This window comes from Streptomyces sp. NPDC002838, assembly GCF_040295365.1.
GTDB lineage: Bacteria > Actinomycetota > Actinomycetes > Streptomycetales > Streptomycetaceae > Streptomyces.
The window spans coordinates 33,787-51,071 of sequence record NZ_JBEOVF010000034.1; the positions used below are offsets into that span (position 1 = coordinate 33,787).

At 70.2% G+C, this 17,285-nt stretch carries 17 protein-coding genes and 4 pseudogenes; 6 read left to right on the top strand and 15 right to left on the bottom strand.

What is annotated here, in order from left to right:
* Positions 1–93: 93 nt before the first annotated feature.
* Both ABT063_RS34180 and ABT063_RS34185 read right to left on the bottom strand, forming a co-directional pair.
* The gene (locus ABT063_RS34180; RefSeq protein WP_351063847.1) at positions 94–1,794 is read right to left on the bottom strand and encodes a hypothetical protein; all 1,701 of its coding nucleotides are present in this window, start codon (positions 1,792–1,794) and stop codon (positions 94–96) included.
* Positions 1,794–2,702: a site-specific integrase gene (locus ABT063_RS34185; protein ID WP_351063849.1), complete on the bottom strand. Its 909-nt coding sequence runs from the start codon at positions 2,700–2,702 to the stop codon at positions 1,794–1,796. Before ABT063_RS34185 ends, ABT063_RS34180 begins: the two co-directional genes overlap by 1 nt.
* A 71-nt stretch (positions 2,703–2,773) precedes the next feature.
* Between ABT063_RS34185 and ABT063_RS34190 the strand changes: the two genes are divergently transcribed.
* Positions 2,774–3,043: a hypothetical protein gene (locus tag ABT063_RS34190; RefSeq protein ID WP_351063851.1), complete on the top strand. Its 270-nt coding sequence runs from the start codon at positions 2,774–2,776 to the stop codon at positions 3,041–3,043.
* Between the two features lie 30 nt (positions 3,044–3,073).
* Here the strand turns inward: ABT063_RS34190 and ABT063_RS34195 are convergent.
* Positions 3,074–3,824: pseudogene (locus tag ABT063_RS34195) on the bottom strand (MFS transporter); the annotation flags it as partial.
* Between ABT063_RS34195 and ABT063_RS34200 the strand changes: the two are divergent.
* Both ABT063_RS34200 and ABT063_RS34205 read left to right on the top strand, forming a co-directional pair.
* Positions 3,803–4,570: a flavin-containing monooxygenase gene (locus ABT063_RS34200; protein ID WP_502990935.1), complete on the top strand. Its 768-nt coding sequence runs from the start codon at positions 3,803–3,805 to the stop codon at positions 4,568–4,570. The pseudogene ABT063_RS34195 and the gene ABT063_RS34200 sit on opposite strands and share 22 nt — an antisense overlap.
* Positions 4,571–4,620: 50 nt before the next feature.
* Entirely contained in the window at positions 4,621–4,989 is a 369-nt protein-coding gene (locus ABT063_RS34205; RefSeq protein WP_351063854.1) for an ArsR/SmtB family transcription factor, read from the top strand.
* Positions 4,990–5,047: 58 nt separating this feature from the next.
* Here ABT063_RS34205 and ABT063_RS34210 read toward each other — a convergent pair.
* From ABT063_RS34210 to ABT063_RS34230, 5 genes and pseudogenes are all read right to left on the bottom strand, one after another.
* Positions 5,048–6,267, bottom strand: a pseudogene (locus tag ABT063_RS34210) (phytase).
* 272 nt (positions 6,268–6,539) lie between these two features.
* Positions 6,540–7,679, bottom strand: coding sequence for an ArsO family NAD(P)H-dependent flavin-containing monooxygenase (locus tag ABT063_RS34215; RefSeq protein ID WP_351063855.1), 1,140 nt, complete (start codon positions 7,677–7,679; stop codon positions 6,540–6,542).
* On the bottom strand, positions 7,610–7,861 hold the full coding sequence (locus ABT063_RS34220) for a DUF2180 family protein (protein ID WP_351063858.1): 252 nt from the start codon (positions 7,859–7,861) through the stop codon (positions 7,610–7,612). The genes ABT063_RS34215 and ABT063_RS34220 overlap by 70 nt, the downstream gene beginning before the upstream one ends.
* 2 nt (positions 7,862–7,863) lie before the next feature.
* On the bottom strand, positions 7,864–8,964 hold the full coding sequence (arsB, locus tag ABT063_RS34225) for an ACR3 family arsenite efflux transporter (RefSeq protein WP_351063860.1): 1,101 nt from the start codon (positions 8,962–8,964) through the stop codon (positions 7,864–7,866).
* On the bottom strand, positions 8,961–9,269 hold the full coding sequence (locus tag ABT063_RS34230; RefSeq protein ID WP_351063862.1) for an ArsR/SmtB family transcription factor: 309 nt from the start codon (positions 9,267–9,269) through the stop codon (positions 8,961–8,963). Before ABT063_RS34230 ends, arsB begins: the two co-directional genes overlap by 4 nt.
* A gap of 92 nt (positions 9,270–9,361) precedes the next feature.
* Here ABT063_RS34230 and ABT063_RS34235 point away from each other — a divergent pair, with 92 nt between their 5' ends.
* From ABT063_RS34235 to trxA, 3 genes are read left to right on the top strand one after another with little or no spacing between them, the layout of a single operon-like run.
* Positions 9,362–9,775: an arsenate reductase ArsC gene (locus ABT063_RS34235; RefSeq protein WP_351063864.1), complete on the top strand. Its 414-nt coding sequence runs from the start codon at positions 9,362–9,364 to the stop codon at positions 9,773–9,775.
* Positions 9,772–10,761 carry a thioredoxin-disulfide reductase gene (gene trxB / locus ABT063_RS34240; RefSeq protein ID WP_351063866.1) on the top strand — a complete coding sequence of 330 codons (990 nt, stop codon included), beginning with the start codon at positions 9,772–9,774 and terminating at the stop codon, positions 10,759–10,761. Before ABT063_RS34235 ends, trxB begins: the two co-directional genes overlap by 4 nt.
* A gap of 43 nt (positions 10,762–10,804) precedes the next feature.
* The gene (gene trxA / locus ABT063_RS34245; RefSeq protein WP_351063868.1) at positions 10,805–11,128 is read left to right on the top strand and encodes a thioredoxin; all 324 of its coding nucleotides are present in this window, start codon (positions 10,805–10,807) and stop codon (positions 11,126–11,128) included.
* Positions 11,129–11,207: 79 nt separating this feature from the next.
* Here the strand turns inward: trxA and ABT063_RS34250 are convergent.
* The 7 genes and pseudogenes from ABT063_RS34250 to ABT063_RS34280 form a co-directional block, all read right to left on the bottom strand.
* A pseudogene (locus ABT063_RS34250) lies at positions 11,208–11,447 on the bottom strand (CoA-transferase); the annotation flags it as partial.
* Positions 11,444–12,220: pseudogene (locus ABT063_RS34255) on the bottom strand (CoA transferase subunit A). The pseudogenes ABT063_RS34255 and ABT063_RS34250, both read right to left, overlap by 4 nt.
* 34 nt (positions 12,221–12,254) lie before the next feature.
* Complete coding sequence (locus ABT063_RS34260) at positions 12,255–13,007, bottom strand: SDR family NAD(P)-dependent oxidoreductase (protein ID WP_351063870.1); 753 nt, start codon at positions 13,005–13,007, stop codon at positions 12,255–12,257.
* Complete coding sequence (locus ABT063_RS34265) at positions 13,004–13,975, bottom strand: fumarylacetoacetate hydrolase family protein (protein WP_351063872.1); 972 nt, start codon at positions 13,973–13,975, stop codon at positions 13,004–13,006. The genes ABT063_RS34260 and ABT063_RS34265 overlap by 4 nt, the downstream gene beginning before the upstream one ends.
* Before the next feature lie 94 nt (positions 13,976–14,069).
* The gene (locus tag ABT063_RS34270) at positions 14,070–15,002 is read right to left on the bottom strand and encodes a VOC family protein (protein WP_351063874.1); all 933 of its coding nucleotides are present in this window, start codon (positions 15,000–15,002) and stop codon (positions 14,070–14,072) included.
* A gap of 5 nt (positions 15,003–15,007) precedes the next feature.
* The gene (locus tag ABT063_RS34275) at positions 15,008–16,033 is read right to left on the bottom strand and encodes an amidohydrolase family protein (protein ID WP_351063876.1); all 1,026 of its coding nucleotides are present in this window, start codon (positions 16,031–16,033) and stop codon (positions 15,008–15,010) included.
* Positions 16,030–17,202: an FAD-dependent oxidoreductase gene (locus ABT063_RS34280; RefSeq protein WP_351063878.1), complete on the bottom strand. Its 1,173-nt coding sequence runs from the start codon at positions 17,200–17,202 to the stop codon at positions 16,030–16,032. The genes ABT063_RS34275 and ABT063_RS34280 overlap by 4 nt, the downstream gene beginning before the upstream one ends.
* Positions 17,203–17,285: the final 83 nt, after the last annotated feature.

Genomic DNA, 17,285 nt, shown 5'->3' on the forward strand with positions numbered 1-17,285 from the left:
AGCCCTCCCGCCAGGCAAGCAGAGCGGTCGCCGCGATGTCAGCGCCGGCGAAGACGGATCATGAGGGACGTTCCGAGGTGACGGCGGCGGTGGTCATGGAGTCATCTCCTCGGCTCGAAGCGGCAATTCCTCGTCCCGATCGACGACCAGGTCCTGAGCGGCGGCGATGGCTCCGTCAGGGAAGCGCGGCAGGATCTGAGAGGACAGGCGGCGGGCGTAAGGGGCAAAGGTGGCTGCGAAGTGTTCGCGCGGCATGGCCCGGAACTGCCGGGCGAAGTAAGCCTTCAGCCGCAGCAGGTTGGGCAGGTGCCGCGGGGCGAACAGCGCGAGCGGACACAGCAGGCAGACCCAGGGGCGGGCCGGACACGGCTTTCCCTTCGGGCCGTGGAGCCCGGCGAGCTGGTCGGCGCAGGCCGCAGTGAACACATCCCGTTCGCCGGACAGCAGCTCCGTCAACGGTCCCTGGCCCAGGCCGAGCCGCTGTACTTCTTCCGGAAGCCGGGCCGCGGCCGTGGCGTCATCGACGACCAGTGGCGCACTCGCCCGCCGCAGCAGATCACCTTGCGCGTCGGAGATGATCTCTTCGACGACGGCCCGCTGGGCCGGTGTCGCCGCAGACAGGTAGTGATCACCTTCGACCTGCGGCGAGTGATTGGGGTCGATCGTCGCCCGCAGGGACCATCCGCGCTGGCCTCGCTGGGCGATGTAGGTGGTCCGCAGCCGGCGCCGGTCGATCCAGAGCCGACCCCCGCCGTCGGCCGTGAGCTCTCGCTGCTTGGCCCAGCTCCGCAGCGCGTAGTCCGCGAAGGTGGCGGCTGTCGGCTCGCAATGTGTGGACACCAGCCAGACCCGGCCTGCCAACGGAGCGGGGGCGTGCTTGCGCAGCAGCGAACTGTGCTCGATCCACTGCTCAAGCACCCGCGAGGTCCTCGCCGACAGGACCAGGCTCTCCTGGGCGGTGCGGCCCTTGGTGTAGGACAGCAGCATCGCCTGCCTGCCACTCCAGCGGACGTCGTCCGTCCTCAGTCCGCTCAGACCGTCCGGGACGATTCCGGTCCAAGCCGTCAGCAGCACCAGGTAGGGGATGCTGTGCATGTGGGTGGGAAACAGCGCTTCCCTGATCCTCGCGATGCTTCCGATCCGCCCGGTGAAGGCCGGGAGCGTCATGGCCATGTGCTGGGCGACCGGCACTCGGCTGACCGGCCCCATGCGCGTCAGCAGCCACGCAGCGTTCGCCTCACTCCAGCCGCCAACCGCCGGGTCCTGACCGCCCTCGGCGAGAGCAACGACCCGGCGGTGGTTGTCCCAGATCTCGCGTACCTCCGCGCGGCAGAGATCGATCAGCCGGTTCCACTCGCCGGGCGTGTAAGGCTCGAGCGGCCCGTTGATCACCGGGCGTTTGTAGTTGGTGCCGAACACCATCTGCCTCACCGGCTCGGCCAACCTCTGGCGGCTCTGGTCGAAAGCCCGCAGCATGGTGCGGGTGCGGTATTCGACCAGGTAATGCGACCGCAGCCAGAACTGTCCGAGCACCGGCCGCGTCAGCTCAGCCGCACTCCCCGTGAACCCGGCCAGGGCCAGTTCCCGGACCATGCGTCGAAGAGTGGAAACGAAAGCCCTGACGGTGCTGGGCTTGCCGATCGGCCCGTGCGGATGAACGGCAGCCGCCAGCCCCTCGGCGAGGTCGGACGCCAGCAACGGGTTTGCCAGAACACCGAGTTCGACGACATACGGATCCAGGCCCGGCAGGGACAACCGCAATGCCAGGGGTTCGCGGATCACTTCCGCAGGCATCAGAACTCCTCCTCGGCGAACTCGGCATCGGCCTCCGCGAGCGCAGCCGCATCAGGGGCCGTGCCGACGCTCTCCCAGGCGGCGCGATAGATGCGGTGCACGTCCAGCCGTTTGAGGTAGACCTCGGTCGTCGTCACGCTGGAGTGCCCCAGTAGGTCCCGCAGGATCAGCAGCGGATCAGCCTTCAGCAGGTAGAGGGCAAGCCCGGCCGCGTCTCCCGTCGCGGCGGCGAGCTGGGCGGCCTGCCGGTAGTGGCCCTCCACCAGCTTCGCTGGCGTGGCCATGGCGAACGTGTGCCTGAGCCGGTGCGGAGCGACCTCGGGGAAGCGCGGCTCGAACCGTTCACGGATGCGGCTGCCCGTGCGACGGAACAGCGTTCCCCAGTCGACGAACGGCCGACCGTCGTAGCTGAGCGCCAGCAGCAGCGAACCGCCCTCCGGTCCGACCAGCCGCAGCCGTTCGGCCGGCCCCAGCTGAGACCAGGCCGTCCGCCGGCCATTGACCCGGCCGCCATGGAAGTCGGCCTCCTCCACCACCAGCGGCTTTCGTGGCCTCCACGGCCCGCGGCTCAGTTCACGCTCCAGGGCGATGTAGGAGTGAATTGCTGTCAGCGACCCGTAGTCGATCCAGGTCGTGCGGAACTTCCTGCCCTTGGCCGCCAGCTCCGGCACCGCCCAGGGGATGGGCACTTCGGTCGGTTCGGCGGGCAGCGGCGGCACCTCATGAACCAGCAGGTGGCTGAACTCCCGGCGCCGCATCCCCGTGCCCAGCACGAGACCGCCCATCGCCGCGTTCCGCCCGGGGAACCGGCCTCGGAAGCCTTCGTCCTCCAGCCCGCCCGGACCCAGACCGGCCAGGCCGTGGCAGAACAGTTCGGCGAAGTCGCCCTCCAGATACTGGATCTTCACGTGCGGCTTCGGCCGCCTCAGCCTCGCCAGGTTCCGCTCGCCAGACGCGCCAGGCGAAGCTGAGGCCGACGGTGCTGATCGTCGATCTGAGCGGTAACGACCTGCCGGATCTCCGGTGCTGGCCGGAGGTGTTCGGTGCCCTGTGGGAACCCGGCGACGAGTTCCTCGCCGTCGGCGGCATGAGAGTCAGTACCCGCAGTCGGGAGCCCGAACTGCGGTTCTCGCTGAACCCGTTCATAGACCGACAGATGCTGGAGCGCGTCACCGCACTGGTTTCGGGGTGTGGGGTGTTCACGGACATGGCCGAGCGGTTGAAGGGCGGACAGCGGCGCGCTGGATGATCCTCGACGGACGCTGCAGGCCGCAGCGACTCACGTACCGCGCCGGGTCCCCGATCCCGCGGCCAAGGCACCCGCCAGCAGGGATACCCCGGCGAGCAGGACGAAGAGATGCGGGTAGCCGCCCAACTCGTGCGCCAGGGCCGCGCCGGCGAAGGGAGCCAGCGCCCCCGCGATGGTGGCGGGGGCGGCGAGGATCCCGGAGAGGCGGCCGTAGTCGGCCGTTCCCCAGCGGTCGGCCACGGCGGTGGCATGAAGGAGAGTGAGGTTGCCGCGCACCATGCCCGCGGTGATGGCCAGGAGGAGCAGCAGCGAGTAAGGGCCTGGGACGACGGCGAGGGCTGAAGTGGTCGCGCCGCCCAAGACGATCAATGCGACGGTGCGGGTGGTGACGCCGGTACGGCGGGCGAGCACGGTGTAAAGCGTACGGCCCAGGGTCTGGCCCGCTCCGCCGAGGCCGAGAGCCCAGGCCGCCGCGGTGGGGCTCGCGCCGCGTTCGGTTCAGGAGCGGGACGAGGGCGATGACGACGGCGTACATCGCGAAGCCGTTGAGGGTGAGGGCGGCGGCAAGCAGGATGAAGGGTCGGCTTCGGGCAACTGACCCATTGCCGCCCACCGGTTGAGTCGGGGGTGCCGACGCGGGTGGCCAGGGAGCGCGCAGGGCGAGGGCGTGGGCGGGGATGGTGACGGTCGCCAGGATCACGGCCAGGACCGTGTACGTCGTGCGCCAGCTCAGGTGTTCGGCGAGGGCGGCCGTCAGGGGTGCGAAGGCGGTGGAGGCAAGCAGTCGACGGCACGTTCGCCCTCGGCCTCGAAGACGGCGGCAGCCTGTCCGCGCGGGCCGTGGTCGCGGCGTCCGGCACTTTCGGCCGTCCCCATCGTCCGGCGCTTCCGGGACTGGAAGGCTTCACCGGTTCAGTGCTGCACGCTGGCGAGTATCGCGCCCCCGAGCCGTTCGCCGGGCAGCGGGTCGTGATCCTCGGGGCGGGGAATTCCGCCGTGCAGATCGCCGCCGAGCTGGCCGCGCACGCCCGCGTCACCCTGGCGGCACGGCATCCCGTCCGCTTCGCCCGTCAGCACACGCTGGGCCGGGACCTGCACTGGTGGCTGACCCGCACCGGAGTGGACACGCTTCCCGTCGGCCGATTCCTGCGCACCCCGCCCACGCAACTGGTCATCGACGACGGCCGCTACCGATCCGCGGTCGCGGCCGGCGTTCCGGACTGGCGTCCGGTGTTCACCGGCGCTGACGGCACCAAGGTCACGTGGGAGGACGGCAGCACCGAAGAGGTCGACACGATCCTGCTGGCCACCGGCTACCGTCCGGACCTGAACTATCTCGCCTCGCTCGGCGCTCTCGACGAGCACGGACACCCACGCCACCGCGAAGGACTGTCGCTGACCCACCCGGGGCTGGCGTACGTCGGGCTGGAATGGCAGCGCAGCCTGTCCTCGAACTCCCTTCGCGGGGTCGGGCGGGACGCGGCCCGCGTCGCCCGCCGCCTGGCCGCCCGCGTGAGCCGACAGTGATCAGTCCTCCGCGCCTGCCGCTTTAGTTCGACGTGTGTCAACATAGACGTATGTCGAACGTCAAGGCGCTGCCGCTGCTGGAACCCGAGGCCCCCGAGGCCGTGGTGCCGTGCTGCCCGCCGCTGACCGAGCGCCCCTTCACCGCCGAGGAGGCCGAGCGGACGGCCCGGATGTTCAAGGCACTCGGTGACCCGGTACGCCTGAGGCTGTTCTCGGCGGTCGCCTCGCACGCGGGCGGCGAGGCGTGCGTCTGCGACATCTCCGACGTCGGCGTCTCCCAGCCGACCGTCTCCCACCACCTGAAGAAGCTCAAGGAGGCCGGACTGCTCACCTCCGAGCGGCGCGGCACCTGGGTCTACTACCGGGTCGAGCCGTCCGTGGTCGCCGCGATGGGGCAGATACTCGGCGGTCTCGGCTAGTCAGGCGAGACCGGCAGTACGGCCGCCGGGCATCAACTCGGCGGCCGTACAGGGGCGTTCACATCCCGGTGGCGTCCACCACCGCGCCGAGGTCGACGAACTTGAAGCCGGTCGCCGTGTGCGTGCCGCCCTCTCCGTCCGGCACCTCGGGGCTCTCCTGGCCGTCCTGGACGACGAGCAGGCCGCGCGGGCAGCGGGTGCCGAGCGGGGCGTTCAGAATGGCGGCGCCGTCGCTCTCCTCCACGCTGTCGAGGGTGTCCGTCGCGGTGCCGATCCGGAAGCCGCCCTCGTACTCGTTGCCCTCGCTCACCTCGCGGTCGTACAGGGCGAAGGTGTTGTCGCCCTGGCTGGAGGCGAGCAGGTAGCCGTCGCCGTCCCGCTCCTGGAAGAGGGGCAGGCCCTCGACGTCGGCCGACAGTCGCGTGCCGCCGTAGCCGGGGTCGGCGCCGGGCGTGCACTCCTCGGTCGCCTCGTCGAAGGTGCCCGGGACGCCGTACTCCCTGTCGATGAGCACCGGCTTGTCGGTGAGGTCGGCGCGCAGCCGCCAGATGCCGACGTCCTCCTGGCCGGCGTAGAGCGTGCCGGTGGCCGGGTCGACGACCATGCCCTCGATCTGCGGGAGCTCGCCGGGCTCCAGGCAGGGGGTCCAGGAGGTGCCGTTCGGCAGGTGCGTTCACGCTGGCTCGCCAGCGCGTAGGTGCGGCCCGTGGACTTGTCCTTCCAGGTGGCGAGGCCGTACGCGGTGCGCTGGTCGTTGATTTCGGCCTGGTCGGCGGAGAAGACCGGGGCGGCGGCCGGGTCGGTGATGTCCGTCAGCGGGCCGCCCGGCTGCGACGGGTCGATGCGGTAGATCCGCAGGCGGTCGTTGCCGCGGTCGCTCACCACCGCCACGTCGGCCCGGCCTGTCGACGTGCGCAGGCCGGAAACGAGGTCGACGTTGTTGTAACGGCCGGGGGCGTCGTCCTCGGCCGGAGGCTTCGGGGCGGCCGGCGACTGCACCAGGCGGGCGTCCAGGTCGTAGACGCGCAGGCCGCCCTCCTTGGCGGTCGCGACGACGAGACTTCGGGCCGGGTCGGCGGCGTTCCGCCAGATCGCCGGGTCGTCGGCGTCGGAGTTGCCGCCGGCCTCGTCGTCGTAGAGGGCGGCGCTCTCGCCGGTGGCGGTCACCACCGGCAGAGCGGACGTGCCCGCCCCTGCGGGGGACGTTGCAAGGAGGGTGACGAGGGCGGTGCCCGAAGCGAGAAGTACGGCTCTTCGGGCAGTGCGGGGCGTTCTCACCTCGCTTCCTTACCGTCGCGGGTGTCGAGGACATGCCGATGGTGAGAGGGAAAGCTTGCCGCCAGGAGGCCGCGATCTGTCGGATCGTCACAGGGCGTACGGCAATACGTCAGTTGAATGTCGCCTCAGCGTGGCCCGCCTCCTCGCCGAGCATCTGTGTTCTGTTTGCGGTTGACGTGAGGGGGCGGCGGTGCAGGGCCGGTGTGGGGTTCGAAAGGGCCGACTGGGCGCTTCGGTCGTCGCGGCCGAGCCAGCTCGTTGAGCTGACCCAATCAACCTTCAACAGCCATGAGTTCGGCGGTTTCACGCGCCGCGTCGCGGGCCGGGCGGCCTGCCCCGATCAGGGTGGCGGAGGCCGGACCGGTCCAGTCGCCGTAGCCGAGCAGGTGCAGGCGCGGTTCGCCCACGACCCGTGTTCCGGCGGTGGCGATGTGGCCGCGCGAGCCGCGAAGTCCCAGGGGTACCAGGTGGGAGAGGGCTGGGCGGAAGCCGGTGCACCAGATGACCGCGTCCGCCGGGGCCCGGGAGCCGTCGGCCCAGACGATCCCGTCACGGTCGAGGCGCACGAACATCGGCGACGCCTTCAGTAGCCCGTCGTCACGAGCTTCCCGCACGGGCGGTACGGCGACGATGTCACCCAGCGACGCCACGCCGCCCGTGTCGCTGTGGCCTTCGTCCAGGGCGCGGCGGCGGGCGGTGGCCGCGTCGAACAGGGCGCGGCCGTCGATGTCGTCGGCGAGGAAGCGGGGCGGGCGCTGGGTGACCCAGGTCAGTTCGGTGTCGTGGGCGAGGTCGGCGGCGATCTGGGCGCCGGAGTTGCCGCCGCCGACCACCACGACCCGCTGTCCGGCGAAGTCTCGCGGACTGCGGTACTCGACGGTGTGCAGCTGCCGTCCACGGAAGTCCGACCGGCCGGGGACGGCGGGCAAGAACGGGCGCCACCACGTGCCAGTGGCGCTGATGACGGCCTGGGCATGCCACGTGCCGGAGTCGGTCTCCACGCGCAGCAGCCCGCCACCGTCCCGGTGCACGCCGGCGACCCGTACGGGCCGGTGCACCGGAAGGCCGTACCGGCGCTCGTACTCCGTGAGGTAGCCGACCACATGACCCGCGTCCGGATACGGCTCCCCCGCCTGGACCGGCATCGGCCGCCCGGGCAGTGACGAGTACGCGGCCGGGGAGAACAAGTGCAGGGAGTCCCAGGCGTATTGCCAGGCGCCGCCCGGCTCGGCCTGGGCGTCGAGGATGACGAAGTCCAGGCCGAGGCGGCGCAGGTGGTAGCCGGCGGCGAGCCCGGACTGGCCGCCGCCGATCACCACCACCTGCGTGTGCCGGGAGCCTGTCACGGCGTCGGCACGGTGTTCGCGGACCGCGGGCAGCACTCGGCGTAGGCCGAGTGGGCCCGTGTGCATGCCGTGCACAGCAGCCGTCGTACGGGCTGCTCCACGGTCACCGTCCGGGAGATGGGCTTGGTACAGGTCAGGAACTGTTCGGTCAGCTTGCCGTGCTGACCGCATACCGCGGCTCCGCACTTCCGGCACACCCCGAGTGCCGGGGTCTGGTGTCCGCCGCTGTAACAGTCCAGGCAGATCACCGTCAGGCACCCACCCGCACAGTCTCGTCAGCTGTGAACTTCCTGCGCCAGGCCAGCGAGACGTAGACGAGCGCGACCAGGACCGGGACCTCGATCAGCGGGCCGACAACACCCGACAGGGCCTGGCCGGAGGTGACGCCGAAGGTGGCGATGGCGACCGCGATGGCCAGCTCGAAGTTGTTGCCGGCAGCGGTGAAGGCGAGCGTGGCGGTGCGGTCGTAGGCCAGGCCGATGACCTTGCCGAGGGCGAAGGTGCCGAACCACATCACGGCGAAGTACACCAGCAGCGGGAGCGCGATGCGGGCCACGTCCAGCGGTTGCGAGGTGATCGTCTTCCCCTGCAGGGCGAAGAGGATGACGATCGTGAAGAGCAGGCCGTACAGGGCCCAGGGGCCGATCTTCGGAAGGAAGTTGGACTCGTACTTCTCGCGGCCCAGCTTCTGCTCCCCGATGCGGCGGGTGAGGAAGCCGGCCAGCAGCGGGACGCCAAGGAAGATGACCACGTTCAGGGCGATCTTCCACATGGAGATGTCCAGGTGCTCACCGTCTCCCAGACCCAGCCAGCCGGGCAGAAGGTCGAGGTAGAGCCAGCCCAGCAGGCCGAACGCCAGCACCTGGAAGACCGAGTTCAGGGCCACGAGTACGGCAGCCGCCTCGCGGTCGCCGCAGGCGAGGTCGTTCCAGATGATGACCATCGCGATGCAGCGGGCCAGGCCGACGATGATCAGGCCGGTGCGGTACTCGGGCAGATCCGGCAGGAAGATCCAGGCCAGCGCGAACATCACGGCCGGGCCGATGATCCAGTTGATGACCAGCGACGAGACCATGAGCTTCTTGTCGCCGGTGACGGCGTCGAGCTTGTCGTAGCGGACCTTGGCCAGCACCGGGTACATCATGATCAGCAGGCCGACGGCGATCGGCAGCGAGATGCCGCCGATCTCGACCTTCGCCAGGGCGTCGTTCAGGCCCGGGATGGCTCGGCCGAGGCCGAGGCCGAGGGCCATGGCGAGAAGGATCCAGACGGCGAGGAAGCGGTCGAGCGTCGACAGCTTCGCGACGACCGAGGACTCCTCGGCGGTCACGGCTGTTTCAGTGGGGGTCACGGGCAGGCCCTCTTGTTGTCGGCGGCATTGCGAGCGGACTCGGCCAGGTCGGCGAACTGGCCGGCGAGCGAGGCGATGACGTCCGGGCGCAGCTTGTAGTACGTGTACCGGCCGCACGGTTCCGTCTCGACCACCCCGGCCTCGCGCAGCACTCTCAGGTGGTTGGAGACGTTGGTCTGCTTCGCACCGGTCTCTTCGATCAGGTGCGTGGAGCAGAGCGTCTCCTTGGCGAGGAGGGTGACGATCTGGAGGCGGAGCGGGTCGGCGAGGACTCGCATCAGATCAGTGTCGACTGACGTCATCATGGACTGATACTCTCACATCAGTGGTGGCTGACACCACCGGGTGCTGATTTCACTTGCACCTGATGTCGTCGTGAGACAAGAGAGACCTCCTGATGTCCGACAAGCCCTCCGTGCTCTTCGTCTGTGTCCACAACGCCGGCCGTTCCCAGATGGCCGCCGCGTGGCTGACCCACCTGGCCGGGGACCGCGTCGAGGTCCGCTCCGCGGGTTCCAACCCGGGCAAGGCCGTGAACCCGGCCGCCGTCGAGGCCATGCGCGAGGTCGGTATCGACATCTCCGCCGAGACGCCGAAGATCCTGACCGTGGACGCGGTCAAGGAGTCGGACGTCTGCATCACCATGGGCTGCGGCGACACCTGCCCGGTCTTCCCCGGCAAGCGGTACCTGGACTGGCAGTTGGAGGACCCGGCGGGCCAGGGCGTCGAGGCCGTACGGCCCATCCGTGACGAGATCAAGGTGCTGATCGAGGGCCTGATCAAGGAGATCGCGCCGGAGCCCCAGGCATGAGCACGAGCACGGACATACGCGAGGTCATCGTCATCGGCTCGGGCCCCGCGGGCTACACCGCAGCGCTCTACACCGCCCGCGCGGAGCTCAAGCCGCTGGTCTTCGGCGGCGCGATCTTCGTCGGCGGTGCGCTGACGACGACCACCGAGGTCGAGAACTTCCCCGGCTTCCCTGAGGGCATCGACGGGCCGGTCCTCATGGAGAACATGCGGGCCCAGGCCGTACGGTTCGGCGCCGAGATGATCGACGACGACATCGTCGAGGTCGACCTGAGCGGCGGCATCAAGACCGTCACCGACACCGCCGGCGCCGTTCACCGCGCGAAGGCCGTGATCGTCGCGACCGGCTCCGGCTACCGCAAGCTCGGCCTGCCGCGCGAGGACGAACTGTCCGGCCGCGGCGTGTCCTGGTGCGCGACCTGCGACGGATTCTTCTTCCGCGACCGCGACATCGTCGTGGTCGGCGGCGGCGACACCGCCATGGAGGAAGCCACCTTCCTCACCCGCTTCGCCCGCTCGGTCACCGTCGTCCACCGCCGCTCCACCCTGCGCGCCTCCCAGGTCATGCAGAACCGCGCCTTCGCCGACGACAAGATCTCCTTCGCCTTCGACAGCGAGATCGCGGAGATCAAGGAAGCGGACGGCAAGCTCACCGGAGTCGCGCTGCGTGATGTCTTCACCGGCAAGACCCGCGACCTCGACGTGACGGGCCTGTTCATCGCGATCGGCCACGACCCGCGCACCGAACTCTTCAAGGGTCAGCTGGAGTTGGACTCCGAGGGCTACCTGAAGGTCGCCTCGCCCTCGACGCGCACGAACATCCCGGGCGTCTTCGGCGCCGGTGACGTCGTGGACCACACCTACCGCCAGGCCGTCACCGCCGCCGCCAGCGGCTGTGCGGCAGCCCTTGACGCCGAGCGGCACCTCACGGCCCTCGCCGACGCCGAGAAGACCGCCGAGCCGGACAAGACCGCGGTCGCGGTCTGAACCGACCCGGCCTACCCGCAGGAATCCGTAGGAGAAGCTCCCCATGGCCCTCAAGAACGTCACCGACGACTCCTTCGAACAGGACGTCCTCAAGAGCGACAAGCCCGTGCTCGTCGACTTCTGGGCGGCCTGGTGCGGCCCGTGCCGTCAGCTCGCCCCCTCCCTGGAGGCGATCGCCGCCGAGCACGGCGAGCGGATCGAGATCGTCAAGCTCAACATCGACGAGAACCCGGCCACCGCCGCGAAGTACGGCGTGATGTCCATCCCGACGATGAACGTCTACGCCGGCGGCGATGTCGCCCAGACCATCGTCGGCGCCAAGCCGAAGGCCGCGCTGGAGCGCGACCTCAAGCACTTCCTCGGCTGAGGATCCGTCCTCCCGCTGCCCGGTACGGACCGCTCCTGCGACGGCGTACCGGGCAGTTCCGTGTTGCCCGCCTGTGCCCGGCCCCGGTTAGGACGGTGACGGTCTCCTTGCCGGCGTTGATCAGATCGGGGTCCACCTCGGCTTCGGTCGGGTAGGGCCCCGTGCCGAGGATGCCGTTCTCGGAGTGGAGCACGACGTGCACGCCGGGAGGCAGATGGTCGGGGATCAACGTGGGAAGGCCGATGCCGAGGTTGACGTAGGAGCCGTCGGTGAGTTCGGCTGCGGCGCGGGCGGCCATCTGGTCGCGGGTCCAGCTCATGCTCGTACGGTCCCTCGTGTCGAAGACGCGGAAATAAGCAGGTGCTCGATGGGCTTGTCAGTGGCCTGGGCCGGAGTGAGGACCACGATCCGCTGGACGAAGATGCCCGGCAGGTGGACCTCGTCCGGGCTCAGCGCACCCGGCTCGACGAGTTCCTCCACCTCGGCGACGGTGATACGCCCGGCCATCGCGGCCGGCGGGTTGAAGTTGGCGGCTGACCGGCGGAAGACCAGGTTTCCGTGGCGGTCGCCGCGCCAGGCCCGTACGAGGGCGAAGTCGGTGGTGATGCCGTGCTCCAGGACGTACGTACGGCCGGCGAAGTCGCGCGTTTCCTTGGGCGGGGAAGCCACGGCGACCGTGCCGTCGGCCGCGTACCGCCAGGGCAGTCCACCGCGGGCGACCTGGGTGCCCACCCCCGCCGGGGTGTAGAAGGCGGGATGCCCGCTCCCCCGGCGCGCAGCCGCTCGGCCAGCGTGCCCTGCGGAACCAGTTCCACCTCCAGCTCGCCCGACCGGTATTGGCGGGCGAACTCCTTGTTCTCGCCCACGTAACTGCCCGTGACGCGGGCGATCCGGCCGTCGGCCAGCAGGACCCCGAGTCCGCGACCGTCCACGCCACAGTTGTTCGACATGACCTTCAGGCCGGTGGCGCCCTGGTTGTGGAGTGCCTGGATGAGCACGTCGGGGATGCCGCTGAGGCCGAAGCCGCCGACGGCCAGCGACGCGCCGTCAGGGAGCGACCGCTTCCGCGGCGCTCGTGCGGACCTTGTCCATGGAGGGAGGCCTTTCTGTCGTGCTTATTGCTGGTTCAGGCGCCTGGGCGCAGGGCGTCCGAGATCGGCTTGGCGCCGCCGTGCGCGGTGAGGCCGCCGTCGACCGGGATCTCGGCTCCGGTGACGAAGGACGCGTCGTCGGAGAGGAGGAAGGTGACGAGCGGGGTGATCTCGTCGACGGTTCCGGCGCGGCCGAGCGGTGTCTCGCGGACGTTCGCCTCGCGGAACGCGGGCGCTGCGGAGGCGGTCATCTCCGTCTCGATGAAGCCAGGGTGGATGATGTTCACACGGATGCCACGGGGCCCCAGTTCCATGGCGGCGGTCCTCGACAGGCCGCGCAGCGCCCACTTGCTGGCCGTGTACGCCACCGGATAGTGGGCGGTCAGCGCCGCCGACGAACCGACGTTCACGATCGAAGCCCCCGGGCACATCAACGGCACCAGGTGCTGCATGCCCAGGAGCGGCCCGGAGACATTGACCGCGTGGACCCGGGCCATGTCCTCGGGACGTACCTCGTCGATGCGGGCGCGCCAGGTGACGCCCGCGTTGTTGACCAGGCCGTGCACCTGCCCGTACGCCACGCGCAGGTCGGCGGCGAGCTCCGCCCAGTCCTTCTCGCTGGTGACGTCGAGGCGGCGGCAGCCGGGTGCCTCCGTGACGTCGGTGGCGATCACCCGGGCGCCCTCACGGGTCAGCGCCTCGGCCTCCGCGGCGCCTTGCCCGCCGGCCGCGCCCGTGACCACGACGACCTTGCCGAGAAGCCGCTTGGGACGGAGGTCGGTGGTCACGGCCGCTCCCTGGGGCGGCGCCGGGCGACCGGGACCGGTACGGGGTCGGGGCCGGTCACCACGGTGTTGGTCACGGTGCCGATGCCTTCCACGGTGAGCGTGACCGTGTCGCCTGGCTTCAACGGTGCCGGGTCCTGCCGGCCTCGTACACCCCACAGCTCCGCCAGGCAGCCGCCGTTGCCGCAGGTGCCGGAGCCGAGGACATCGCCCGGACGCACCCAGGTCCCGCGCGAGGCATAGGCGACCATCTCCTCGAAGGTCCAGCTCATGTTGGACAGCAGGTCCTTGCCGACCACCTCGCCGTTGATCGCGGCGGTCAGTGCCAGGCGCAGGAAGCCGTCCTCGTCGCGGTACTTCTCCAACTCGTCGGCGGTGACCAGGTACGGGCCCAGCGTGGTCGCGGTGTCCTTGCCCTTGCAGGGGCCGAGGCCGACCTTCATCTCGGCGGACTGCAGGTCGCGAGCCGACCAGTCGTTGAACACGGTGTAGCCGACGATGTGGTCGCGGGCCTGTTCGGGGGTGAGGTCGCGGCCCTCCTTGCCGATCACGGCGGCCACCTCCAGCTCGAAGTCGAGCACGCTCGACCCCGGCGGCATGGGGATGTCGTCGTGCGGGCCGTACACCGCGTAGGGGTTGCCGAAGTAGAACGTCGGGGCCGCGTACCACCGCTCCGGTACCCCGGCGGTGCCGTCCACGGACCGTCGTACGCCCCCGACGTGTTCCTCGAAGGTGACGAAATCCCGCACGGTGGGCGGCTGCAGCGGCGGCAGCAGTCGTACCTCCGAGACCTGCGGGCCGGCCGGGACGTCGAGCATCGCGGAGGCCGCGTCGAGCAGTTCGGGCAGGCCGCCTCCCTCGGCGAGCAGGCCGGTCAGTGAGCTGACGCCGGGGAGATGGTAGAGCGTGCCGTCCTCTTCGACGACGGCCACCCGACGTCGGTTGCGGTACTCGTACGCGGCGAAACGCATGGAGGGTCCTGTCAGAGGGAAGAGCGAGTGGGACGCGGCGGGGAGTCAGGGCATGACAGGGCTGCCGCACCCCGGCGAACGGGGGCCTGGCCGGTCAGACCGGCGGGGCCACGAAGCAGCCGTGGTCGGGGTCGTTGAAGGACTCCTTGGCGACCAGTTCGTTCATGGGGTTAGCCGTGCCCCACTGGTCGGTGACCTCGGGCTGGGAGAAGTCGTAGACGTGGGGGTGCCAGGTATCCTCGTCGAGTTCCTCCAACTCCGTTGTGTACTCGACGGTGTTGCCGTGCGGGTCGAGGAAGTACGTGAAGGTGTTGTCGCCCGCCATGTGCCGGCCCGGCCCCCAGACCTTCTGGAAGCCGGCCCGCATCACGCGGCCGGAGCCGCGCATGTACTCGTCGATGCCGCGCATCTCGAAGGAGACGTGGTGCAGGGCGGTGTGCGGGCCCTTGGCGATGGCCATGGAGTGGTGCTGGTTGCTGATCCGCATGAAGTGCATGACCTCGCCCATGTGCGGCGAGCTGAGGGTGTCCGAGAGGCGGAAGCCGAGGTGGCGCTCGTACCACTCGCGGGTCTTGTCGAGGTTCGGCGAGTTGAGGACGACGTGCGACAGCTTGACCGGGATCGACTCCTTCTCCTCGATCTTGCGGTGCTGCCTGACCTCGACGTCGGCGGAGACCTCGATGGTGCGGCCGTCGACGTCGAAGAAGCGGAAGCCGTAGCCGCCGCCGGGGGTGTCGACCTTGCCCGGCTGGGAGATCAATTGCACGCTCCCGGACAGGAGTTGTTCGGCCAGCGTGTCGACGTCGGCCGTGCTCCCGGCACCGTAGGAGACCAGGTCGAGGCGCTTCTCGTCGGCCCTGCGCAACCGTATGACGTACTGCTCGGGGCTGCCCTCGGCGGCCAGGAAGGAGATACCGGAGTCCTCGGCGACTTTGGTCAGGCCCCAGACACCGGCGTAGAAGCCGAGTTGCTTGTCGTAGTCGGGCACGGCGAGGTCGACGTGCCGCAGATGGGTGAGCAGGCGCATGATGGTCAGTCCTTCCGGAGGAGGGCGGCGGCGTTGCCGCCTCGAACGGCGTGGAAGCCGGCGTCGGGCAGATCCGCAGCGCGCAGCGCGCCGAGCGGGTCGTCCGTGCCCATGTCGAAGGGGAAGTCGGAGCCGAGCAGGACCCGTTCCGGGCCCGCGGCGCGCAGCAATTCCCGCAGTACGTGGGGGTCGTGGACGAGGGAGTCGAAGTACAGCTGCTTCAGATAGCTGCTCGGCTTCCGTGCGCAGCTCCGGGCGTCGGGGCGGACTCGCCAGGCGTGGTCGGAGCGGCCGATATGGGTGGGCAGGTAACCGCCGCCGTGCGCCGCGATCAGCTTCAGGTCCGGATGTCGGTCCAGGATGCCGGAGAAAATCAGGTGGGAGAGGGCGACCGCGTTCTCGGTGGGCTGACCGACAGTGTTGGACAGGTACCACTGGTCCAGGCGCTCGTCGAACGTGCAGCCGAACGGGTGCAAGAAGAGGAGAGCGCCCGTCTCCTCCGCGCGGGACCAGAAGGGTTCGTACGCGGGATCCGACAGCTCGTGGCCGGGCGCGTGCGAGGAGATCTCCACACCCCTCAGCCCCTGATCCAGTGCGTGGTCGAGCAGCGCCACCGCGAGACCGGGATGCTGGAGCGGGACCAGGCCCAGGCCATACAGCCGGTCGGGAGCCTTCGCACAGTGTGCCGCGGTACCCTCGTTGGCCAACCGGCAGACGGTCTCGGCCAGTTGGGGCTCGGCCCAGTAGTGGTAGTGCGACGGGGACGGGCTGACCAGCTGGATGTCCACGCCCTGCTCGTCCATGGCCGCCAGGCGCACCGCGGCGTCCGTCAGCTTCGGCACACGCGCGCCGACCATCGGACCGTTCACGGTCAGGGCCGCCGGTCCGTTGCGGCGGGCGTCGAGGCCCTGGGCCGCTGCGAGGCCCGGGTGGCCGGCGACGGCCTCCTCGACCTCCGGCAGTAGGAGGTGGGCGTGGACGTCGATCGTCGGTGCCGCCACGGAATCGGTCACGGGCTCGGGCTCGGTCACGGGAGTTCCTTCAGCGCATTCATGGTGCGGCCCATCAGTCCGGGTACGTCCGCGTCGCGCACCCCGTCGAGCAGCCACTGGCCGATCTGGACGGAGGCATCGACGACCATACGTACGCGGGGCAGCCGCCGGGCGTGGTAGTCGGTGAGGAGCCGGTCGTCCCACTCGCTCCGGCCGGTCAGCAGTTCGGCGAGGACCTGGACGTCCTCCAGGGACATCGCGGCGCCCTGGGCGAGGGTGGGCGGGCAGGCGTGGGCAGCGTCGCCGACGAGCACGACCCGGCCGCGGTGCCACAGGCCCTCCACCAACAGCCGGTCGAAACCGGTGTAGTTGACGGCCTTCGGGTCGGTGAACGCTGTGCGGATCTCCTCCCAGGCGCCGCCGTAGCCCGCGCTGAGCGCCCGCATCTCGTCGGCGTACGTGTCCGGGTTCAGCGAGGACCGGTCGCGGCGCCGCTCGACCAGGTAGGCGTAGACCGTGTCCTGGCTGATCGGGCAGTACCCGGCGATGAGACAGCCGGCGCCGTAGATCATCTCGGTGCGGCGGACACCGGTCGGACGGGGCGCGGCGGCGCGCCAGATGCCCATGCCGGTGGGCTCGGGCCTGTCGGTGATGCCGATCATCTCGCGGGTGGCGGAGTGCAGCCCGTCGGCGCCGACCACCAGGTCGTAGCGGCGGCTCGTGCCGTCCGAGAAGGTCACGTCCACGCCCTCGCCGTCCTGCTGGAAGGCGGTGGCCGTGGTGCCGAGGCGGACGTCGGCGCCCGAGGCGCGCACCTGGTCGATGAGGAGCTGCTGGAGCCTGGGGCGCTGCATACCCATGTGGGCAGGCAGGTCGTCGCCGCCGGTGCGGAGTTCCTCGTGGGCGTGCAGCACGGTGCCGTCGGGGGCGAGGATGGCGACGCCCTCGGCGGCGTATCCGTCCTTCTCGATGCCGTCGAGGACGCCGACCTCGCGCAGCACGCGCAGGGCGTTGCCCTGCAGGGTGATGCCGGAGCCGCCGACAGCCTTCCAGTCGGGGCTCGCCTCGACGAGCTCGACGGCGATTCCTGCCCGGCGCAACAGCACGGTCAGGGCGTTTCCGGAGGTGCCTCCGCCGATGACGAGGACGATAGGGGTCCCCCCGCTCGATCGAAGTCGAGAGTGGGGGAGGGTAGGGCTGTCAGCCATGTCGGGGACCTCCCGAGGTTGGGCCGCGCGGCTTCGGGCGGCGGGGGTGCGGCTCGCCCGCTGGGAGCGCGGGCCAGGGGCGG